Below are 21,031 nucleotides of genomic sequence, written 5' to 3'. Positions count from 1 at the left end.
ATTCCTATCAAATTAATACAACTAAATGTTATTAAAATAAAAAATAATCAATTATAAAAGTAATTTTGAACGTAAGGAATTTGTAAGGAAGAGGTAAGAAAAAAGAGATTTTCCTTGTGTAAGATGAAAATGTAAAGAAGAGTGAGAGGAGAAAAATACTATATATTTCTATAAAAAACAAATCAATTAATAAGACTTGTTTGGAGGAAAAGAGACATTACAGATTCAATATCGTCCTTTTGCAGTGGGGTAAGAAGAAAGCTGTGTGATTAGTTCCAAACAGCAAATAACCATTTATACAATATGAATAGGGGAGAGGAATATTTTGATGAAAAAGCATCGCCAAATTACATGTACAGGTTTAGCCCTTTTAATAACTGGAGGTTCCCTGTTTTATACAACTCCAACCTCAAGTGTAAAAGCGGAGTCCATTCAAAATGTATCTAGTTCGTTACAAACAAGCACCCAAAGAGATCATAATTCCGTCAAAGAGGCAATGCGGGATACATTGAAACTAGGATATCCAGGGATACTTGCTAAAACTTCTGAGAGTGGAAAAACATGGAGTTATGCGGCTGGTGTAGCTGATCTGAGTACTAAGAAACCAATGAAAAGAGATTTTCGTTTTCGAATTGGCAGCGTGACAAAGACGTTCACTGCAACAGTTATACTTCAATTAGCAGGAGAAAACCGCTTGAATCTAGACGATTCTATTGAAAAATGGATACCTGGTGTCATTCAAGGAAATGGATATGATGATAAACAGATTACTATCCGGCAATTATTGAATCACACAAGTGGTATCGCTAATTACACAAGGTCAAAGGATTTTAATATGATGGATACAAAAAAATCTTATACTGCTGAAGGATTAGTAAAGATGGGAATATCCATGCCTCCAGATTTTGCTCCAGGAAAGAGCTGGTCGTATTCAAATACAGGATATGTATTACTAGGAATTCTTATTGAAAAAGTAACTGGGAACAGCTATGCGGAAGAGATTGAAAATCGAATTATTGAACCACTTGAATTAGCGAATACATTCTTACCTGGAAATTCAAGCGTCATTCCAGGAACCAAGCATGCCCATGGATATATCCAATTAGACGGAGCAAGTGAGCCAAAAGATGTTACTTATTATAACCCAAGTATGGGGAGCTCGGCCGGAGATATGATTTCTACAGCTGATGATTTAAACAAATTCTTTTCTTATTTACTTGGGGGCAAGTTATTGAAAGAACAGCAACTAAAGCAAATGCTTACAACAGTCCCTACAGGAGTAGATGAGCTTGGTGATTCCGGGCTTGGAATTTTCAAAATGAAGCTTTCAAACGGTGAATCGATATGGGGGCATGGAGGAACCATTCCTGGCTTTTTAACTTTTGCTGGAGGCACACTTGGAGGCAAGCATACATTGGCAGTCAATTTGAACAGCCTTAAAGCTGATACTCCTGATCCTTTTAAAAATATTTTACTTGCTGAATTTAGCAAGTAGTCTAAAAGTAAAAACGGGTAAAATTTATCATAGTTTCATAGTTAAACAAAGGAATGATGAAAACGATCAATTATTTAAGGAGGTAATTCCGTGATGAAAAATAAGCTAACTGGTGTGTTAGCTACTGCATTAGCGGTAACTATGATTCTACCAACAGGAGCGAAAGCATTTTCTGAAAGTAAGACTACTGTTGTAACTGGTGAAGAAGTAGCTAGTCAGGAAATGAAGACGATTGCAGCAGAGAAAGCGGAGCTACTTACGAAGTCCCATGGGGCAGCTAGCGTGCAGTATGCACTAATTGATAATGGAAAACTTATTTTGTCTGGTCAGGCTGGCAAGAACGATATGGAAGGGGAAAAGCCGCTAACCAAAGATACTTTATACGGGATTGGTTCAGTTAGTAAAATGTATGCAACAACGGCTGTAATGAAATTGGTCGATGAAGGAAAAGTCGATTTGGATGCTCCTGTTGTCCGCTATGTTCCTGATTTTAAGATGAAGGACGGTCGATACAAACGTATTACACCGCGTATGTTATTGAATCACTCCTCTGGATTGCAAGGTTCTACGTTAGGTAATGCATTTTTATTTAACGATAATGATACCTATGCCCATGATACCTTGTTACAGCAATTGTCAAATCAAAACTTGAAGGCGGACCCTGGTGCTTTCTCGGTATACTGTAACGATGGTTTTACGCTGGCCGAAATTTTGGTGGAAAGAGTTAGTGGTATGAGCTTTACTGAATTTCTACATCAAAACTTTACAGGGCCTTTAAAAATGAATCATACGAAAACGCCGCAGGACAAATGGAGGGATGAAAATCGGGCTGGACTATATTACCCGGCGTACCAAGGGCAACTTCCAATTGAATCGGTGAATGTTATTGGTACGGGAGGTATATCTTCCACGGCAGAAGATATGGTGCGATTCTCACAACTATTTATGGGACAGGGAAAAGGAATCCTCTCTGATAAGGTAGTTAAGGCAATGGAGCAAGAGGAATATAAAAAAGGAATGTGGCCGGGGGCTGGCGAGAATATTTTTAACTATGGTCTTGGCTGGGATAGTGTGAAACTATACCCATTCAGTGAATATGGGATCAAAGCTTTGGCTAAGGGCGGCGATACGGCATTGCAACATGCTATATTAGTCGTGCTTCCGGAACAGAAAATAGCAGCGGCTGTATTGACATCTGGTGGACGGAGCTCTACAAATCAGCTAATGGCAACTGAATTGCTGCTCGCTACGCTTAAAGAAAAAGGTACTATTAAGGAAATCAAGCCGAACAAATCCTTTGGTAAGCCGGTCAAAGTAAAAATGCCTCAAGGCGTAGCAAAGAAAGCTGGATTTTATGGCAATAGCGAAACTCATTTCAAAATTGAAATTACGAATAACGGAGAACTGTTCTTACCATCTAATCCAGAAGAAAAATATGTATATACTACTGATGGAAGCTTTATTAATGAGAAGGGGACTTCCAAGCTCAACTTCGTAACCGAGAAAAATGGAAGAACTTATTTGAAGGAGAGCGCATATAAATCGCATCCAGGTTTAGGGCAAAGTGTGATGACCCACTATTTAGCTGAGAAACTAGAAGACAACGTGCTATCGAAGAAAACCACTGCTGCATGGGCAAAGAGGGAAGGTGTCAAGTTCTATCTTGTAAACGAGAAATTTAGTTCTATTCAATATCTCGTTCAACCGAAACTTCTTAGTACACAAATTACTCGCAAGGAAGGCCCAGCAGGTTATTGGGGGGGCAGAAAAATTACAGGTCCGAATACCGCAACGCATCAGCTCCAAATTCCCGTAATGAATGGCCGTGATACAACGGAAACACACTTCTATACAGAAGGTGGAAATGAATATATGAAGATGGCTGGGTTGTTATACGTAAGTGAATCAAATGTAAAACCAATTGATATAGGCCAATCATCCCAAGTTACGCTGGGAGCAAATGGACATGCGAAATGGTTTACAATTCCGCAAGCGGCAGCAGAGAAAAGAATGACCGTGACGTTGCCACCAAAGGGTTCGTTTGCGGTGTATGATGAGAAGGGAGTTTGTGTCAACTTTAGCATCGTGAGTGGCAATAACAAGGCGAAACTGCCGAAGAACGGAACAATCGTATTCGCTGGGGCACCGAAATCGGTATTTGCAATCTCGGTGAACTAGCTACAATTTAAGATGATCTAAACAAAACCAGTACGGCACAGAAAAGATGTATTACTGGTTTTGTTTGTATTTATGCATTATCAATGAAAAAACTTGAATAATATCACTCTCAAGCACTATAAAAACATCCAAACTAGAAAATTAGTATCTCTAGAAGATGTACAGTTTTTTTGGAGTTGAATAATTTTAACAGCGTAGAGAGATTAAATTTCTACTCTTTTTGGGGTACGACCTCATACCCATCAAGCTAACCAAGTAAATTACTAGATACGAAATGACCTTTGTTTCAAAACTAGCAAGTGATAAAAAATTAGGCATGCTAAAGAAGCCTATTAAAACGTAATTTTTTCGCTAGGCAGCTTGTCTTTGCTTCACCGTCGTTTTATACACAATCCCTAGAATATCAAAGACCGTCATCTTCTTATACCTATGACATTTACGACCGTTTTTTTGAGCAGCTGATAAAGGGGATGCAGAATTTTTAAAAGTTTTTCTGTGCCAACGGCTATCGCTTGAAACAGTAAAGGAAAGTAATCTTTAATCATATAAATCGCTTTGTATTCACTCAGCTCCTGTTTTTTCTTTTCAAGTAGAAACTGTCGCATTTGAAATATCGTAGAAGAACAGAGGAGAATGCCGATGAGCTGTCCATATAAATGGCACTCTAGGCGTTCTCTTTTTATATTGTTACATTCATCAATTCCAAAGAATGACTTCCACGTTTTAAACAAAATTTCAATTTGCCAACGAAGTGAATATAATGAATGCACGTAGTTCGTCGGTACTTCTTCTAGCGACGTGTTCGTGATATATACATTCATGCCCATTAAACGTTTACTTTTATCCTTCATGATAATGCCTTTCTTCTTTTCACGTATAGCCTGGTTTTTCAGACGTGTTTGCGTTTGATCATCGGTTAAACGATGGATAATAACACGTGCTGGAAGTTTCTGATTTTGGCCAATGTATGCCTCGGGGATTTCTATCGTTTCACCAGGGATTAGATCAGACATCATTTGTGTCATATCAAGCTGGATGTATTCTGTTTGCTTTTTTAATGTACCATTGTTGAAGTATTCTGGTTCAGGGTTCTTGATATAAATGCGTGTATTCAACATATAGATACAAAGTTAGCGTGAATTTCTTTAGTTGGTCACTTAGCCATAAACTAGGTATAGAAATTCCAAAATACCTGTAATTGCTATTCATCTAATTAAACTACCCTATTTCTTCTGTAAGCTACCTCTGCTAAAAAATGATCCCTCCCTCATAAACAGAAAATACTTTTTATGAGGAGTATTTATTCAATTTAAGTTTATAAAAATTGAATGAAGGCGATGCAAGTACTCATTTATTTAGAATAAGAGTAAAGATGATGCTTTATTTGTTCAATAAAATATTGATGGTGTATATTATCGTTAGATACTCGACTTGCCATAATAGCTCCCTCCATTGAAGATGCAAGAAAAGAAGCGAGCGATATAATGTCTATATCTTCTTTAAGTTCTTGTTTCTCTATTCCTTCCTTTATGAGAGAGGCCATTAACATTACTGTATCATCATAACCTTTTGCTGCTGCTTTTTGTAATTCTGGAAATACTCCAGTACTTTCAATTGCGCTATTAAGTAATGGACAGCCTCCAGCAATTGGAGGATTATTAGCTGCATCTTGATATATAAGGAAAATTGCAAGGATTTTATCGATTGCTGTCTTTTTATTTTCCATTTCTTTATGAAAATGCCCCCACATAATCTCACCACTTTTGTCGTAGGCAGCAAGCACAATTTCTTCTTTATTTTTGAATCTACGATAAATAGCTCCTTTAGATAGTTCAGTAGCTGTCATTATATCCTGAATGGATGTGTAAGTTATCCCATTAGTATTAAATAAATATAAAGATGTTTCAATGATCTTTTCTTTTACCTTATCGACTTTAGTCATGCTTTGTGGTCCTCCTAATAAAAAGAACTTAATATTTAGGGTGATTTTCACTATAATTTTTTTGAATTTTTATTGTAAGTATAAAAAAGTTTGAAGCAAAATTATCATATCAATCCCTATCTTATAGGAACCTAAAACAATACAGTTTGAGATTCATTAAATTATATATTCTTTACCGTATGAAAGAATTTTCTGTCAATAATAATTGACCAGTTGGTTAATTCAGTCATGTTATACAACTAATTTCACCTAAAATCATAGAAAAAGTAAAAATATATAGTTAATTTTAATGTATAGACATTTAACTATTATATATAATTTTTATTAATATGTTTATCTAAAGTGAGCGAGCTACTCACACCTTCATTTCATTCTATAAAAGAGTAATCAGTAATCATTAATGATTACTGGAATTTGATTGTAAATAAGCAACTGAGATATAATTACATTTAGTTTTTACTATGTTAATAATTTGTAGAAAGGGTTTAAAAAACTAGAAACTTATAGTATCATTAGAATCCGAACCGAACCGAACCGTTCGGTTCGATGAATTATTTATATATATATTAAAATGGAGGATATTTAATGAAAAAATTATTTGAAAAGTCACCAGCCGGTGTAATACTTAGCTTTTTTGCAGTAATTATGGTACTTACAATCGTAGTAGATTCAGTTTTCTCGATTATATTTACTGATGATAATGTAGCGCAATTAGTAGCGCGTTTTGTTCTAATTGTAATTATGTTGCTAGTTAATGTGACAGTATTCAAACTGAAATTTGGAAATATGATGAATCGAATTGGATTAGGCCTTCTGTTATTACTTCCAGGATTAAGTTATGTTGTACTAAATTTAATAGGTGTTGAATTTGATAATTTAATGAAAGCAAGTATGCAAGCTTATCTAATAGCGGTAGTATCTACAATTGCTGCTGTTTCATATGAAGAGATTCTATTACGTGGGCTTCTATTAAATGGATTGTTAAAAGCTTGGAGCCAGAAAAAGAACGGTATTTTGTTAGCTGTTATATGGTCAAGTGCGCTCTTCTCATTAGTGCATGCTATAAACTTACTTTCTGGCGCACCTTTAGATGCAACTTTATTACAGCTTATTTATACAACAGCAATGGGCTTCCTCTTCGCGGCTGTGTATTTAAGAACAAACAATCTATTAATACCAATTATCGGTCACTTCGTGATAAATTTCAGTGGTGTATTACAAGATATGGGCATCGATCCAGAGAAAGTTACGGGTCATGTTAGCGCAGGAGATGATGTTAGAAAGGCTCTTATTGCTATTGCGGTGGCATCAGGCATCGTTTTTGTATTTGCGATGATTTATTTACGCAAGAAGAAACTTGCTGAAGTTAATGATTTAAACTTAAATATAAAGTAAGATTAGAACCTTTAGTTAATCATAAAGATATTAAAAGTAATTTATACATATAAAACTGAATTTTATATTATAGAAAATAAATAAGACAAGAAAACTGAGAAAATATTATATAAGCAAAAAAGAATCCATTTTGATTAAAATGGATTCTTTTTTAAATAGAGGTAAAGCCCATCGCTATCAAGCTAAGAAAGGTAAATACCCTCAGAACGAAATTTTGTTTTAACTTGTAGCAAAAAAACTCATTTTTTTCGTTTTGGGGTAATTCTGAATTCTTAAGTTGATGGGCATGTGGTACGACCTCAATTAAGAAGGTTTCTTCAATTAATAGAAATGTATGTACATACACGTTATATTTTTATTCCATAAATTTTAAAATTTTGTTCGCGATAGTTTGAAATTGTAAAAAAAGAAAATATGTGGCACGACATCACTTTGTTTTTATACAGCTTTGTAATTAAACTATAATATTGTATTTTTTCTTCATTATTGAAATTAGTAATAATAAAATGTATTATTGAAAAGCACAATTTATAATTCAAGTAATCAAGCATATGTACCTATAATAATTTGAACATTCAGAAATTATAATGTTGTCTAAAAACGAGGTGAGATTCATAGAAACAGTACATATTAAGTGGTATGGCATGTATAGTATAAATGACTTTTATAATAGGGAAGAAGCTTCTAAGAAGGGGATATTTGCAATCTCTAGAGTATATGCTAAGAATGTAACATTGCTCTATATAGGACAAACTAAAAGAAGCTTTATACAAAAGATAAGAGAACTTAATAAAGAGTGGGCTTTTGATGAGAGCGAATTAAAGATTACATTAGGAATAATAGAATTTCCTAGTGGTGAACTTTACTCTGAAAAGAAGGTAAAAGAGATAAAATCTCTTTTGATTTTACGACATACCCCATTAGAAAACGAAACATCTTTATTATACTATAGAGGGAAATTTAATTTTAAAATTATTAATAAGGGAAGAAGAGGTTTAATTGTTAAAAAGCTTTCTACAGGAGATCTAATGTGGACGTAATTGGAATCACCTTTGAATAAAATTGAAGGTTTCTTAAGTGCAGAAGCTTATCAATTTTTAATGTATTAAACTATTTTGAATAACATATGTCAGATACTTGAAAAAACACAAATTTTATTATGATATGAAATCCTGTATGGAAAGTGTAGTTTATTTCTATTGTTTAATAAAAATATTAAGAATTTTAGGGATAATACATAAAGAGTAGAGGAGAAAGTAAACACGGAGGTTTGAAGAATGGGACAAGTAAGCAGATTTCAAGAAAAACAACAGAATCGTCGTCAAAAGGCAATTTTTAATATTGCATTTACTTTGGTATTAGTGACAGTTGGTATAGTGACATACCAATTGTTTACCCCTTCTAATACATCAACGAAAGCAATTGCTCAAGAAAAGAAAGTAACAAAGATAGAAGAGAAGAAAACTGAAGATAAAGAAACAGCAAAGATAGAAGAGAAGAAAACTGAAGATAAAGAAACAGCAAAGATAGAAGAGAAGAAAACTGAAGATAAAGAAACAGCAAAGATAGAAGAGAAGAAAACTGAAGATAAAGAAGCAACAAAGTTAGAAGAGAAGAAAACTAAAGATAAAGAAATAGCAAAGATAGAAGAAAAGAAAAGCGAAGATAAAGAAGCAGCACAGTTAGAAGGGAAACAAAAAGTAGAAAAATCGGTAAAAACGAACGGAACTGAAAATAAAGAGGAAGAAAAAACGGTATCTCAAGAAAAGGATCCTCAAACTAATCCTTCATGGAAGCCAATTGGTACAGAGCAAGGAGCAAAACCTGATATGAAATTTAAAGAAGGAACAGTAGATTGGAGTGAGATGAAAAAAGCAATCTCTTATGCTGTTGATGTTCCAGAGAGCCAATTGATTTTCGATTTTATTGGAAATAATGGTAATAATAAAGCCTACGGTAATGTACGAGATAAACAAAGTAATAAAAAATATAAGGTTGATATTGATTGGGTAGAGAATCAGGGGTGGAAACCAGCATCTGTACAAGTGGTAAAATAAATAGTAGAAATGTAATTATATGTTTAAAAGGAAAGTAGTATTAGGCACTCATGGAGCTGTAATGACTTTGATGTTGTATGAACTTAGCTTGATAGCGATGGGGTACCGCCAACAAGACTCGAATTTTGCACGCTAAGCAAAAAAAACAATAAGCTGTCCACATGGACAGCTTATTTACATAATTCTTGTTATTGGAAGTCGTTTTGAAATTCTATATGTTTACTTTTTTCTTGTTCTTACGAATAAACCACAACACCACAGTTAAAAATAATAAAAAACTCAGTAAAAAGAGCGATATTTTTTGAATAAAGAAAAATCCTTTCCAAAAATCTAACCTAGTACTATCAGGAGAATCTGTTGCCATCCCACCTATAAAAAAAGACAACGGAATAGTAAGTATATTTATCCCTAAACCGATCATTACGAATGATAGATTTTTACTCCAGATTTTTGGTAATGCAGCCATAATAAATAAAACTAATGCAGTACCAATTATAAGAAATAGTACTCCAAAATAAAATGCAAAATATAAAATAATTCCCATAATCCCCCTCCAAGACTTTAATTGTACCATCAATAAGGGCAATTTTGGATGAATATGATATTCGTATATAGTTAATATAACGTCCCATTATCGATAGCAAATAATTTCATAGAATCCTTGTATGTACAGGGGATCTTGTTTTTTGGTCTATGTATCTCTTATATAGGATTTTATACATCATTGATGTAGCGGGGATATGAAGGAGCCTCGCTTTTCTTTTTTTGCATAAAATTTTGTATGAAAACAGTTGAGTTATAATGCTTTATGCTGAAAAATAAAAACTTTTCTTTGAATTTGAAAAGAAGGTGTTACCTTGTCAAGTGTTGAAGAAAATGAGATAGCAACTGTTGCTACAGATAGTGTAGCGGATACAGAACACGAACTTCATCACATGAGGGTCATCCGAAATCGGTACTTGAGTTAATCGTCAGCTGAGATCTTTGGAATTGAACCGACGGGTAACTTTAACAAAATAAGGAGTACAATTAAACAGCCTAAAATATGCAAGTTTTTATGCGAAACTGCTTGCGTATTTTGGCTATTTTTGCATTCGTAAAAGTGCTATAAGTAAACAGCATTTTTAAATTGCCAAATACCCCCATGAGATCAATGGGACTTATATTCCACTTCTTTATCAGAATGATATTAAGAAGTGGAAATAGTATAAGTACCCAAAAAACGATAATAAAAACTGTATTCATCAGTTTCTACTCCTTATGTGAATCATAAAGTTATTATCCCGTTTATTGTGGGCTGACTAAAGTTTCACTTTATCTCTCCGTCTCAAAAAACTCAATCCACTCTCCATCAGGGCCAGCGAAGAATATGTAACGTGTTCCATCTGGTAATGTTTCGATTTCTTCTCCTAGTAAAAAGGTTACGCCGTGTTTTTGTATTCTTTCAATTTCATCCTCTAATGAATCTACCTTAAAGCAAATGTGATGTACTTTTCCTTCTGCCGGAAGAGAAGAGTTATAACCTTCAATGAGTTCGAGTATCGTTTCCTTCGATTCTTCCACACCTAAAAAAGCGAGTTTTAAGTCTGGGTTCGGGTGCCCCATACGTTTAAGGAGCTGTAAGCCGACTACTTCTTCATAAAATGAGATAGATGCTTCTAAGTTTGCAACCATAAGTCCAACGTGTTCTATTCTTCTAACTGGCATGTAGATTCCTTCTTTCTGAAAATTATATACAATATATTATTGAAAATTAAGAAAATAAGCAAGATAAAAACCTTACAAATTTTAGCGTGTTATATGGTATAGTGAGAAAGTATGTTTGGGGAGAAGGAAGGAGATTATACGATGAATACAACTACTCAAACTCCTTCATTATCGGAAACGATGAAAGAGTGGCATTATGCATTAGCATATGAAATTAAACATTGGAAAACGATAGGTGGTAGTAAAATTTCTATCATGAATGGTCGTTTTTTATATACAGATTATGAAAGTACAGTATACGTATTTCAGCTTATTTCGGAAGTAAGCTTACCTGAAGGTTCACCGATTCGAATTGAGTTCGATGGTGAGGAAGCGACAGGAGAAGTATTATCTGTACATGGATTAGAAATAGAACTGAAATTAAATGATTATATACAAGGTGAAATAAGAGAAGCGGTTTTATACAGTGAACCGTGGCAACTTTTAGAGCAACTGCAAGAGCGATTGAAAGAAGCACGTAAAGATAAGCTGAAACGTAATCGTATAAAGCGTCTTGTTGATGGGACGAGCAGCCCGAAACATATTGAGAAGATGAAAAATCCAAAAAATGAACTGGCATATCGCGCGTTTTATAATCCGACAACGTACGTATGGGGACCGCCGGGAACAGGGAAGTCTTACAATTTATCACGTATTATTTCGGCCCATTATCAAAAAGGAAAATCGGTACTTGTGTTAGCTCATAGTAATGCGGCAGTAGACGTATTAATGAGTGAAGTAACGAAGCAAATTGAGAAGAAAAAGAAATGGACGCCTGGCGAAATTGTTCGTTACGGTTATAGTCAACATGAACATATACGAAATCATGAAACGTTACTTGCATCTAAGTTAGTTGAAACGACGAACGGATCATGGGGTGAGGAAAGACTCTACTTGGAAGAAACACGCCAAGAGCTTCGTGAAAAAATCTTATCGTATAAGGCAACGTCCTCTGATAAGAAGCGTATGCAGGAGATTGAAAGTGATCTTCGAAAGCAAAAGGCTAAAATTAAAGAAGTAGAAAAAGAATATATTGAAAATGCGAAAGTAATCGGCGCAACTTTATCGAAATGTGCCATTGATGCGCTAATTTATGAGCGTACATTTGATTTAGTTGTCGTAGATGAGGTGAGTATGGCGTTCGTTCCGCAAATTGCATTAGCTGCTTCACTTGGAAAACGTATCGTCGTTTGCGGTGACTTTTTACAGTTACCTCCAATTGCGATGGCAAATCATGAACTCGTTCGCAAATGGCTTGGGGAAGATATGTTTTACCATGCTGGGATTGTGGAGTCTGTTAATAAATCAGAAGCACACCCAAACCTATTTATGTTGCAGGAACAAAGACGTATGCATGCGGATATATCGAAGTTTACGAATTCGTTTATTTATAAAAATAGAGTATACGATCATCCGTCTGTTTCAGAGCGTAAAGAACTTGCGCAATTGCAGCCGTTTGCAAATGAAGCGAGTGTTTTATTTGATACGAGCCAAATGGGAGCTTTTTCGTTAAAAGATGCTGCTTCTGGTTCACGTTTTAACATTATGTCTGGTTTAGTAGCAATGCAAATGATGTTAATCGGATTGTTAGACGGTGTTCAATCAATTGGTATTGTGACACCTTACAGGGCGCAGTCACGCTTTTTATCGACGTGTATTAGAGAAATGTTGCAGAGAACGAAATATCAAAACATACCAGTTTTAGCGGCGACAGTTCATAAGTTCCAAGGTTCTGAAAGAGATATGATGATTTTTGATACGGTGGACAGTTATCCGCAAGAACGACCTGGCGTATTATTCTTTGACCATAAAAACCATCGCCTCGTCAATGTAGCAGTGACAAGGGCGAGAGGGAAGTTCATTCAATTATCAGATTGCCATTATATGCGTAAAAACCTTTCGAGAAAACAAGCGTTATCACAATTAACAGCTCATATAGAACGTCACGGAGATGTGTATGATCGCACGACATCAAGACAATTGTGGGAACGAAAAATATCGAAACGTTTACGCTGGTTTATGGAAATGAATCTTGAGGAAACGAAAGGGCTATTAAAAGATATTTTAGCAGCAAAACGAAAAATTATTATTTCACTTCCAAGTACAAAACAAGTGGATAAGCGAGTATGGCAAGCGTTAATGCGTACAAATGCGCAAATAACAGTGTATAGTGACGGACCAGTTCCACTGAAAAATGTAAAGTTACAAAGACAAAATAAAGCATTCCCGTTCCTAGTAATCGATGATGAAATCTTCTGGGCAGGCGCACCGCTTACATCTCAAATGATGTTTGAAGGTAGTACGGAATTTCCGTACGTATGTGCAAGACTGCAAGCACCTGAGACAATTGGTGTATTAAAAGGATTTTTAGATATTCGGTAAATTCGGATAGGAATTCCTTGACTTTTACTTGGAATGAACTTAGAATAAAAAATAATTTAATATAATTTTATGAAAATTCTTATCACGAGAGGTGGAGGGACTGGCCCTATGATACCTCGGCAGCGGATTCGTTATGAATACTGTGCCAATTCCAGCAAGGTAACTTGAAAGATAAGAAAGAAGCTCATTTTGACTGTATATACAGAAGCCTCTTTCTATCTTTTAGAAAGAGGCTTTTTTACGTGAAAATAAAAGGAGGAAGAAAAATGGGAGCGACAGGAGTAGCGTCACAAAGAAAAACAATTGAAGAGAGTATCGAAAGAAATAAGGAAAAGTACATAGAAACAAGTCATGATATTCATGCGAATCCGGAGATTGGAAACCAAGAGTTTTACGCATCAAGAACGTTAAGTTTATTACTAGGTAGTGCAGGGTTTCAGTTGCAGCACAATATAGCTGGACATGAAACGGGATTTATCGCGCGAAAAAGCTCTGGAAAACAAGGACCGGCAATTGCATTTTTAGCGGAGTACGACGCTTTACCAGGACTCGGTCATGCGTGTGGTCACAATTTAATCGGCACAATTAGTGTTGCAGCAGCAATTGCATTATCAGAAACACTTGAAGAAATTGGCGGAGAAGTTGTCGTGTTTGGTACGCCAGCAGAAGAAGGCGGGCCAAATGGTAGCGCGAAATCAAGTTATGTAAAGGCAGGTTTATTTAAAGACATTGATGCGGCGCTTATGATTCATCCGAGCGGAAAAACAGCGACAACGAGTCCTTCACTAGCAGTCGATCCACTTGATTTTCATTTTTACGGAAAAACAGCTCACGCTGCAGCTTCGCCAGAAGAAGGGATTAACGCATTAGATGCGGTTATTCAGCTCTATAACGGTATTAATGCACTTCGCCAACAACTTCCGTCAGACGTGAGAATTCATGGCGTCATTACAGAAGGAGGAAAAGCACCTAACATTATTCCTGACTACGCTGCAGCAAGGTTCTTCATCCGTGCAGCAACGCGAAAAAGATGTGCAGAAGTAACAGAAAAAGTAAAAAATATTGCTGATGGAGCAGCGTTAGCAACAGGTGCGAAAGTAAAAATCCATCAATTCCAAAATGAAATCGATGAATTACTCGTAACAAAAACATATAACGATATTGTAGCGGAAGAACTAGAACTATTAGGTGAAGATGTAAATCGTACAGAAAGAGTAGGAATCGGTTCAACCGACGCAGGAAACGTAAGTCAAGTCGTACCGACAATTCATCCGTACATTAAAATCGGACCAGATGATTTAATTGCACATACGAATGAATTTAGAGAAGCAGCACGTTCAGAACTTGGAGATAAAGCATTAATTACATCGGCAAAAGCATTAGCAAATACGGCGTATCGATTAATTACGGAAGAAGGGTTGTTAGAGAAGGTGAAGGAGGAGTTTAGAGAGGCGCAGAGGAATCAAGGGTAAGGGGATTAAGGTACTTTTTTCGAATAGAGATCTAATTAATAAGTAGAGATATAAAAAAGAACATTGAAAATCAATGTTCTTTTTTTTGTTACTAATCATTGATTCTGTTGGATTTTCTCATAAAGGAAAAGCTTGTACTGTTAGCGGAGGATAATACGTATCCCTTTATTAGAACGACAATTTCTCCTCAAACTCACTCTTTAAAACAATTAAAGGAGATGACAAGCCAAATTGCATTAAGGAGTTTAAAAATGCAGCGAGGGAATCCATCGAATCGCTCATGACCTTCATCATATAATTAAATTCCCCACTAATTCGAAATAAATCTGTTACTTCAGGAGCTGCATTACAATACTGGATAAAATCAGAGCATTGGCTCGTTTTAAACATGATGAATGCTTGAATGTTTTTATTAATTTTTGCAGGCTCAAATTTCGTTCGATAAGCCGCTATAACTCCTTGATCTTCAAGCTTGTTAATACGTTCTTTTACAGCAGGTTGCGTCATGGATATAATTCGTCCTATTTCTGAAACAGAAATTCTCGCATTTTCATACAACAAGTTCATAATTTTATGATCGATTTCATCCAGTTTTACGGCGTTTTGCATTGTGTAGCCTCCTTATTTTTGTTTTCTAAAGTAAATTACGAATTATAACTATAATATCATAAGCGAATGGACTAAATTACCTATAAATCTATATTTAAAATGATTGGTGTTTACATGAAAATATAAGTATAGCATTCATCAAACGGAAATTTAGGAAGGATGGAAGAAATGAAGAATCTTAATGGAAAAGTAGCATTAGTAACAGGAGCGAGTCGCGGAATTGGCCGTGCGATTGCGATGAGATTGGCGAAAGATGGAGCATTAGTTGCGATTCACTACGGTCGAAATAAAACAGCTGCAGATGAAACGATTAGTGAGATTGAATCTAACGGAGGAAAAGCGTTCTTAATTGAAGCTGAACTCAATTCAATTGATGGTGTCAAAAAGCTAGTAGAACAGTTAAAGCATGAATTACAAATAAAAGTTGGTACATCAGAGATTGATATTTTAGTAAACAATGCAGGGATAGGTACACAAGGAACGATTGAAAATACGACAGAAGAAGTTTTTGATGAAATCATGTCTGTAAATATGAAAGCACCATTCTTTTTAATCCAGAAAACATTACCATTAATACGAGCAGAGGGTCGCATTATTAACATTTCATCAGCTGAAGTAAGGCTTGGTTTTACAGGCTCAATTGCATACGGCTTAAGTAAAGGTGCGCTTAATACGATGACACTGCCTCTAGCTAAACATCTTGGAGAAAGAGGTATAACAGTGAATACAATTATGCCTGGATATACGAAGACAGATATCAATGCAAAATTGCTAGATGATCCGGAAATACGAAATTTTGCTACCAACTCATCTGTGTTCGGACGAATAGGGCAAGTTGAAGATATTGCAGATGCAGTAGCATTCCTTGCTTCTTCTGATAGCCGCTGGGTAACGGGGCAGATTTTAGATGTTTCAGGTGGGTTTTGTTTATAGGGTCACTACTCCATAGCCATCAAGCTAATCTAGTAATTTATAGAAAGATAGGCATACTAAAGAAGTCTATTAAAACGTGATTTTTTCGCTAGGCAACTTGAATCAGGGGGCATTTCTTTTTCTTAAGTTGACGGGTATGTATGGTGCCCCCGATTAGACGATAGTGAATGAACAATTTCGGGGTTCAGTTCAACTTTATTCAAAATAAGATTTTTTTGCAGTAAAATCAATGTTAGTGGAACTTTTTTAATCAAACTTTTTTAAAAATTAACATAAATACTTGCAATATTTAAATTAGTACTATATAGTTCTAGTTATGGCAAAGATAAAATTAATGAATCAAAAACGTGTGATTGAAGTAGCTGCAACATTATTTTTAGAAAAAGGGTTTGCTTATACAAGTATGGATGAATTAGTACGTGTAAGCAAAGTTTCAAAGTCTAATGTGTATTATCACTTTTCTAATAAGGAAGTATTATTAGAAGGGGTCGTTGATTATTGGATTGAAATGTATCAATCTGCAATTGATGACATACTTTCTCAGAACCAATTTTTAGTTGAAGATCGTATCCAACTGTTTTTAAAGCAATTATCACAAGGAGTTCAGTCGAGGGAGTATAAGGGGAGCTGTCCATTTATTACTCTTTATATTCAAAGTCCTAAACAGGCCACGCAAATAAAAGAAAAAATAGGTCTTTTTTTTACAGGATTACAAAAGAAAGTTTCTCTATTACTTAAACAAGGGGTAGAGAATGGAGAATTCAGAAATACGATTAATATTGATGAGGTTGCATCACTTTTTATTACAAATCTTGAAGGAGCGTTATTTATTTCAGAAACATTGAAGGATGCAACTGTAATCACGAAAACAGCAGATCATTTTTTAAAATTGCTTCGATAAAAGAAGCATTTTTTTTACATCAAATTAGTACTAAGTAGTACTAAAAGGGGGATTTTATATGAGAACAGTATTTTTAACTGGTGGAACAGGCTTTATTGGAAAGCAATTAGTAAAAGAATTAGCCAAAGAGGATGTTAAAATTCTTCTTTTAGTGAGGTCGAAAAATAAAGCAACACGCCTTTTTCAAGAAAGAGGCATCTTAAAAAAGGAAGTTATGCACTTTATTGAAGGTGATTTGACGAAAATAGATTTAGGTCTAAGTACTGAAGATAAGGAGAGGGTATTGAAAACGGATGTGATTATTCACGCAGGAGGCCCCATGGATATTCAAGCGACAAGTAAAGAGGCAGCTTCCGTATTTTTAAATGGCGCCAAACATATTAGTGAATTAGCTAAAAGTATTCATCAATTGAAGGGTTTGCAACAATTTATTCATGTTGTAGGTTATATGAGTCCCTTTGATGATAAAAATAGCAAGATTGCAATTGATGTGTTTAAAGAAGGAAACAATTATTTGAAAATAAAAAATCCATATGAGAGAACAAAATTTTTAGCAGATCTTTATATCCGTCAGCAGGCATCAGCAGTAGGTTATCCGCTTTCTGTAATTAATCCGCCAACTGTAGTCGGTAGTAGTAAAACAGGGAGTACAGAGCAGATAGCAGGATTAGGTTTGCTTGTGATGAGTATGCGAAGAGGGCTCATGCCAGTGATTCCTGGAGGTAAGGGATATAGGTTACCACTTATTTCAAACGATGAGCTTGCGAAGTTTATTGTGCAGGTTTTCAGATTGGAGCAACCGACTATTCAAACATATACACTTGTTGAAGACAAACAGCACGATCAAAACATTGCTGAATTATTAAGTATTATGTCGGAAAGTATGAATATGAGGGCACCAAAAATCTCTGTTCCAATGCCATTTATGAAAGCAATTATGAATAGTGGAGGAAGTAAAATAACAAAAATTCCTTCTGATGGACTGAATTTTATTACAAAACAAAAATTTTCAAATGTTTCAGCGAAAAAAATTATGGGAGGAGATTGGTTTAAGAAGACGAGTGTAATGAAATTTTTCCCTGCCGTAGTAGCTGATCTGGATTATCGAATGATGTATCAAAATGGCCAGCATAATCATTTATTTAAACGAACATTATGCGATAACACTACCCTTTACCAATTACAAGGAAAGGGTAAACCGTTTATATTATTACATGGTTTATTGAGTGATGGAGAGGATTTATTTCCTTTAGCACAAGAGCTTCATGAAAAAACTGGTCAACCTGTATGGATTTTGGATCTTCCAGGTTTGGGACGTTCTCCTTTTAAACGAGAGAAAAATCTTCTAGATATCTATTTGAATGTAGTGAAAAAGTTATTGGAGAAAGCTACGAATGGTGCACATCTAATTGGCCATTCATTCGGTGCGTTTATTCTTCTGGAAGCGTTGGTACAAGAGTACATAGATAAGAAGTATTCCATCACTTTACTTCAGCCACCTGTTGCTAAAAAAAATGCTAAATCGCTAAATGTTCCTCAATTTATGAACAAATGGACATTAAAATTGGCAACTACTAATTTGATAGAGCGTTATTTATTAAGTAATGGTTTGTTTGAAAGTATGGAGAGCATCCCTGAACATTATATTGAAAAAATAAGAAACAGTTTTACTTCTCCCAGAATTTTAAATACTACGGTCCAGCTTAACGGTTTACTACTAAAAAATGATCAAGGTGATTTCAATGAAGTAACAAAGTATAACCTTCACATTATTTGGGGGGAGTATGACAGAGGCTATTCTGCTCCATCGCATCTTGGTAAGGTTGATTGTGTTCCATATGGCCATCATTTTCCTCTTAGCCATCCGAGTGAAACGGCAACATTAGTAATAAAAAATAGTAATAGTAGCAGATGAGAGTGTGGGATAAATAAAAAGTGTGTAGTAAGATCGTTGTGTCTTTGAAATAAAATCGTACTGTTTGGAGTCCCGCGAACAAGACGCGAATTTTGCACGCTAAGCAAAAAAACAATAAGCTGTCCACATGGACAGCTTATTTACATTATTCTCGTTATTGGAAGTTATTTTTAACTTTTCCTGATCTGAAAGAGTCAATCTTTTTTTTATAATTTATCAATAATTATTCTTTTTTCTCCGGCTGATAGGAAAGAATAACGACACCTGAACTGGTCGTTCTTGTTTCTATAAGTTTTAATGCTTTTGTATTGCTCTGGTCTTTAAAGAGACGCTTTCCGCTTCCTACGATAACGGGATTGACTATAAAGTGATATTCATCAATGAGGTCATGTTGCATCAATGTTTGTGTAAGATCACTGCTACCATAAATTAAAAGGTTCTGACCGGGCTGTTCCTTCAATTTCGATATTTCTTCTACAATATTACCCTTGATAAGATTTGCATTCCATTCGGTTTTTTCCAAAGTTGTTGAAGCAACAAATTTAGGCATGCTGTTCATCTTATCAGCAAAACCTTCTTCATCAGTCATAGAAGGCCAGGCAGCTGCAAAACCTTGATAGGTTACTCGCCCTAGTAGAAGAGCTTCACTTTCAAACAGTAAATCGGATTGAAACTTTGCTACTTCTTCATTGAAGTATGGAGCAGTCCAAGCTGGTTCCTCCATGACACCATCTAGTGAGAGGTACATCGATACAATTATTTGTCCCATTTTGTTCTCCTTTAATTTTAAATTGAGATTTTTACATATTGGTAACACAATTATTAATTCTCCAGCTAGAGAAATTCTCCCTTTTTAATAGTTTCGACAAAATGTATTTATATATGTTTCGGAATAATCTAATATATGTTAATAACTTTGAAATATTGTATAACTTCTAATTTTTATGCATTATTGATTAGCATTGCTTATTGTGCTAACGAATCAGGATAGTGTGGCGACTGACTAAATAGTTGCTTATCCTCAATTATTAGAAGGGAAGTTCTATTATTTCGCGAATTGATTAGACATAGACGAGTGCTATAATTTTCTATATCTACATAAAGAGGTGGCTACGCATGAATCAAAGACCGTCAGAAGAAGAATATGCCGGGAGCTCCGGCGAATATATCCGTTTGGTGCCGGACGGTAACATCATCGATATTCTGCTCGCCCAGGAAAAGCAAATGACAGAGCTCCTGGCATCGTTGACCGAAAGCCAGGCCACATATCGGTATGCGGAAGGAAAATGGACGCTGAAAGAAGTCGTGGGCCACATTACAGACGCGGAACGCGTCATGACCTACCGCCTGCTCCGGTTCGCAAGAGGGGACCAGACGCCTCTGACTGGTTTCGATCAGGAATTATTCATACCTCCTTTCGGAAGCTGGACAACCGCGCAATTGGCCGAAGACTACCGGGCCGTACGGCAATCAACGATCACATTGCTGCGCGGGCTACCGGCTGAGGCGTGGACCCGCAAGGGCACAGCCAACAACCTAAGCATTACGGCGCGCGCCCTCGCGTACGGCGTCGCAGGACACGAACTTCATCACATGGCGGTCATCCGAAATCGGTATTTGAGTTAATCGCCGGCTGAGGCCATTGGAATGGAACTAACACCTATCATACAATCTTTTAGATACCGTTCTTATGGGGGGCCCGCCCCACAACCATCTTAGACAATTTTTGAAATTAAAAGCACGTTACTATTCTCTTATGTTAATGAGAATAGTAACGTGCTTTTTATGAATATGCACCAAAAACAAGAGCATATCGATTTTTCTCATTTTGGGGTATTTGTTTTTCTTAGATTGAGGGTGATGGGGCACTACTCTATAATGATCAAATTAAAATTTAAAATAGTTATAGAGACTCCATTTCTCGGAAATATTGTAACTATTAAGTTGTAAAAAGAACCATAGTTTTTCATTTTTGAAAAGGTTATGGTCTTTTTTAATTGTAACAA

16 protein-coding genes, 1 pseudogene and 1 riboswitch are annotated in these 21,031 nt (G+C 35.6%); of the genes and pseudogenes, 11 read left to right on the top strand and 6 right to left on the bottom strand.

Going from position 1 to position 21,031, the window contains the following annotated elements:
• The first annotated feature begins 328 nt into the window (after positions 1–328).
• Positions 329–1,495, top strand: coding sequence for a serine hydrolase domain-containing protein (locus tag V7S45_RS15615; RefSeq protein WP_025688029.1), 1,167 nt, complete (start codon positions 329–331; stop codon positions 1,493–1,495).
• A gap of 93 nt (positions 1,496–1,588) precedes the next feature.
• Positions 1,589–3,673: a serine hydrolase domain-containing protein gene (locus tag V7S45_RS15610; RefSeq protein WP_025688031.1), complete on the top strand. Its 2,085-nt coding sequence runs from the start codon at positions 1,589–1,591 to the stop codon at positions 3,671–3,673.
• A gap of 351 nt (positions 3,674–4,024) precedes the next feature.
• Here the strand turns inward: V7S45_RS15610 and V7S45_RS15605 are convergent.
• Together V7S45_RS15605 and V7S45_RS15600 are read right to left on the bottom strand one after the other, a co-directional pair.
• Positions 4,025–4,788, bottom strand: a pseudogene (locus V7S45_RS15605) (transposase); the annotation flags it as partial.
• Positions 4,789–5,024: 236 nt separating this feature from the next.
• Positions 5,025–5,615, bottom strand: a complete 591-nt coding sequence (locus tag V7S45_RS15600; protein ID WP_000169655.1) for a TetR/AcrR family transcriptional regulator — start codon at positions 5,613–5,615, stop codon at positions 5,025–5,027.
• Positions 5,616–6,200: 585 nt separating this feature from the next.
• Here V7S45_RS15600 and V7S45_RS15595 point away from each other — a divergent pair.
• From V7S45_RS15595 to V7S45_RS15585, 3 genes are all read left to right on the top strand, one after another.
• Positions 6,201–7,010 carry a CPBP family intramembrane glutamic endopeptidase gene (locus V7S45_RS15595; protein ID WP_025689809.1) on the top strand — a complete coding sequence of 270 codons (810 nt, stop codon included), beginning with the start codon at positions 6,201–6,203 and terminating at the stop codon, positions 7,008–7,010.
• A gap of 605 nt (positions 7,011–7,615) precedes the next feature.
• Entirely contained in the window at positions 7,616–8,050 is a 435-nt protein-coding gene (locus V7S45_RS15590; RefSeq protein ID WP_002164503.1) for a hypothetical protein, read from the top strand.
• A 237-nt stretch (positions 8,051–8,287) separates the two neighbouring features.
• Entirely contained in the window at positions 8,288–9,067 is a 780-nt protein-coding gene (locus V7S45_RS15585; protein WP_234574159.1) for a YrrS family protein, read from the top strand.
• A 211-nt stretch (positions 9,068–9,278) separates the two neighbouring features.
• Here V7S45_RS15585 and V7S45_RS15580 read toward each other — a convergent pair whose 3' ends face one another.
• Together V7S45_RS15580 and V7S45_RS15575 are read right to left on the bottom strand one after the other, a co-directional pair.
• On the bottom strand, positions 9,279–9,611 hold the full coding sequence (locus V7S45_RS15580; RefSeq protein ID WP_025688009.1) for a hypothetical protein: 333 nt from the start codon (positions 9,609–9,611) through the stop codon (positions 9,279–9,281).
• Positions 9,612–10,381: 770 nt separating this feature from the next.
• Positions 10,382–10,774, bottom strand: a complete 393-nt coding sequence (locus tag V7S45_RS15575) for a VOC family protein (protein ID WP_001145268.1) — start codon at positions 10,772–10,774, stop codon at positions 10,382–10,384.
• A gap of 111 nt (positions 10,775–10,885) precedes the next feature.
• Between V7S45_RS15575 and V7S45_RS15570 the strand changes: the two genes are divergently transcribed.
• A complete protein-coding gene (locus tag V7S45_RS15570; RefSeq protein WP_002041447.1) occupies positions 10,886–13,195 on the top strand; it encodes an AAA domain-containing protein in 2,310 nt (769 codons plus the stop codon).
• A gap of 76 nt (positions 13,196–13,271) precedes the next feature.
• Positions 13,272–13,373: riboswitch (SAM riboswitch) on the top strand.
• Positions 13,374–13,461: 88 nt separating this feature from the next.
• Positions 13,462–14,667, top strand: coding sequence for a M20 family metallopeptidase (locus V7S45_RS15565; RefSeq protein ID WP_025688034.1), 1,206 nt, complete (start codon positions 13,462–13,464; stop codon positions 14,665–14,667).
• A gap of 168 nt (positions 14,668–14,835) precedes the next feature.
• On the opposite strand, the gene V7S45_RS15560 is transcribed toward V7S45_RS15565, so the two are convergent.
• On the bottom strand, positions 14,836–15,276 hold the full coding sequence (locus tag V7S45_RS15560; protein WP_025688036.1) for an Lrp/AsnC family transcriptional regulator: 441 nt from the start codon (positions 15,274–15,276) through the stop codon (positions 14,836–14,838).
• 168 nt (positions 15,277–15,444) lie between these two features.
• Here V7S45_RS15560 and V7S45_RS15555 point away from each other — a divergent pair, with 168 nt between their 5' ends.
• The 3 genes from V7S45_RS15555 (at position 15,445) to V7S45_RS15545 (ending at position 19,025) form a co-directional block, all read left to right on the top strand.
• Positions 15,445–16,209: an SDR family oxidoreductase gene (locus tag V7S45_RS15555; protein WP_002164505.1), complete on the top strand. Its 765-nt coding sequence runs from the start codon at positions 15,445–15,447 to the stop codon at positions 16,207–16,209.
• A gap of 334 nt (positions 16,210–16,543) precedes the next feature.
• Positions 16,544–17,110 (top strand): TetR/AcrR family transcriptional regulator, encoded by a 567-nt coding sequence (locus V7S45_RS15550; RefSeq protein ID WP_001072312.1) that lies wholly within the window; start codon positions 16,544–16,546, stop codon positions 17,108–17,110.
• Between the two features lie 58 nt (positions 17,111–17,168).
• The gene (locus V7S45_RS15545; protein ID WP_088322366.1) at positions 17,169–19,025 is read left to right on the top strand and encodes an alpha/beta fold hydrolase; all 1,857 of its coding nucleotides are present in this window, start codon (positions 17,169–17,171) and stop codon (positions 19,023–19,025) included.
• A 223-nt stretch (positions 19,026–19,248) separates the two neighbouring features.
• On the opposite strand, the gene V7S45_RS15540 is transcribed toward V7S45_RS15545, so the two are convergent.
• Entirely contained in the window at positions 19,249–19,794 is a 546-nt protein-coding gene (locus V7S45_RS15540) for a dihydrofolate reductase family protein (RefSeq protein WP_000529758.1), read from the bottom strand.
• A 347-nt stretch (positions 19,795–20,141) separates the two neighbouring features.
• Between V7S45_RS15540 and V7S45_RS15535 the strand changes: the two genes are divergently transcribed.
• Positions 20,142–20,651 carry a DinB family protein gene (locus V7S45_RS15535; protein WP_001076319.1) on the top strand — a complete coding sequence of 170 codons (510 nt, stop codon included), beginning with the start codon at positions 20,142–20,144 and terminating at the stop codon, positions 20,649–20,651.
• Positions 20,652–21,031: the final 380 nt, after the last annotated feature.

Source organism: Bacillus sp. BR3(2024) (assembly GCF_039134555.1).
Lineage (GTDB): Bacteria > Bacillota > Bacilli > Bacillales > Bacillaceae_G > Bacillus_A > Bacillus_A cereus.
Note: the sequence above shows the minus strand (reverse complement) of the source record. Positions and strands in the feature narration are given on the sequence as shown.

Excerpts from the sequence above, each read along its gene's own strand:
- V7S45_RS15580 (WP_025688009.1), bottom strand. The coding sequence starts at position 9,611 with ATGGGAATTATTTTATATTTTGCATTTTATTTTGGAGTACTATTTCTT.
- V7S45_RS15565 (WP_025688034.1), top strand. The coding sequence starts at position 13,462 with ATGGGAGCGACAGGAGTAGCGTCACAAAGAAAAACAATTGAAGAGAGT.
- V7S45_RS15545 (WP_088322366.1), top strand. The coding sequence starts at position 17,169 with ATGAGAACAGTATTTTTAACTGGTGGAACAGGCTTTATTGGAAAGCAA.
- V7S45_RS15615 (WP_025688029.1), top strand. The coding sequence starts at position 329 with ATGAAAAAGCATCGCCAAATTACATGTACAGGTTTAGCCCTTTTAATA.
- V7S45_RS15600 (WP_000169655.1), bottom strand. The coding sequence starts at position 5,615 with ATGACTAAAGTCGATAAGGTAAAAGAAAAGATCATTGAAACATCTTTA.
- V7S45_RS15575 (WP_001145268.1), bottom strand. The coding sequence starts at position 10,774 with ATGCCAGTTAGAAGAATAGAACACGTTGGACTTATGGTTGCAAACTTA.
- V7S45_RS15560 (WP_025688036.1), bottom strand. The coding sequence starts at position 15,276 with ATGCAAAACGCCGTAAAACTGGATGAAATCGATCATAAAATTATGAAC.
- V7S45_RS15570 (WP_002041447.1), top strand. The coding sequence starts at position 10,886 with ATGTTTGGGGAGAAGGAAGGAGATTATACGATGAATACAACTACTCAA.
- V7S45_RS15540 (WP_000529758.1), bottom strand. The coding sequence starts at position 19,794 with ATGGGACAAATAATTGTATCGATGTACCTCTCACTAGATGGTGTCATG.
- V7S45_RS15555 (WP_002164505.1), top strand. The coding sequence starts at position 15,445 with ATGAAGAATCTTAATGGAAAAGTAGCATTAGTAACAGGAGCGAGTCGC.
- V7S45_RS15595 (WP_025689809.1), top strand. The coding sequence starts at position 6,201 with ATGAAAAAATTATTTGAAAAGTCACCAGCCGGTGTAATACTTAGCTTT.
- V7S45_RS15535 (WP_001076319.1), top strand. The coding sequence starts at position 20,142 with ATGAATCAAAGACCGTCAGAAGAAGAATATGCCGGGAGCTCCGGCGAA.
- V7S45_RS15550 (WP_001072312.1), top strand. The coding sequence starts at position 16,544 with ATGAATCAAAAACGTGTGATTGAAGTAGCTGCAACATTATTTTTAGAA.
- V7S45_RS15585 (WP_234574159.1), top strand. The coding sequence starts at position 8,288 with ATGGGACAAGTAAGCAGATTTCAAGAAAAACAACAGAATCGTCGTCAA.
- V7S45_RS15610 (WP_025688031.1), top strand. The coding sequence starts at position 1,589 with ATGAAAAATAAGCTAACTGGTGTGTTAGCTACTGCATTAGCGGTAACT.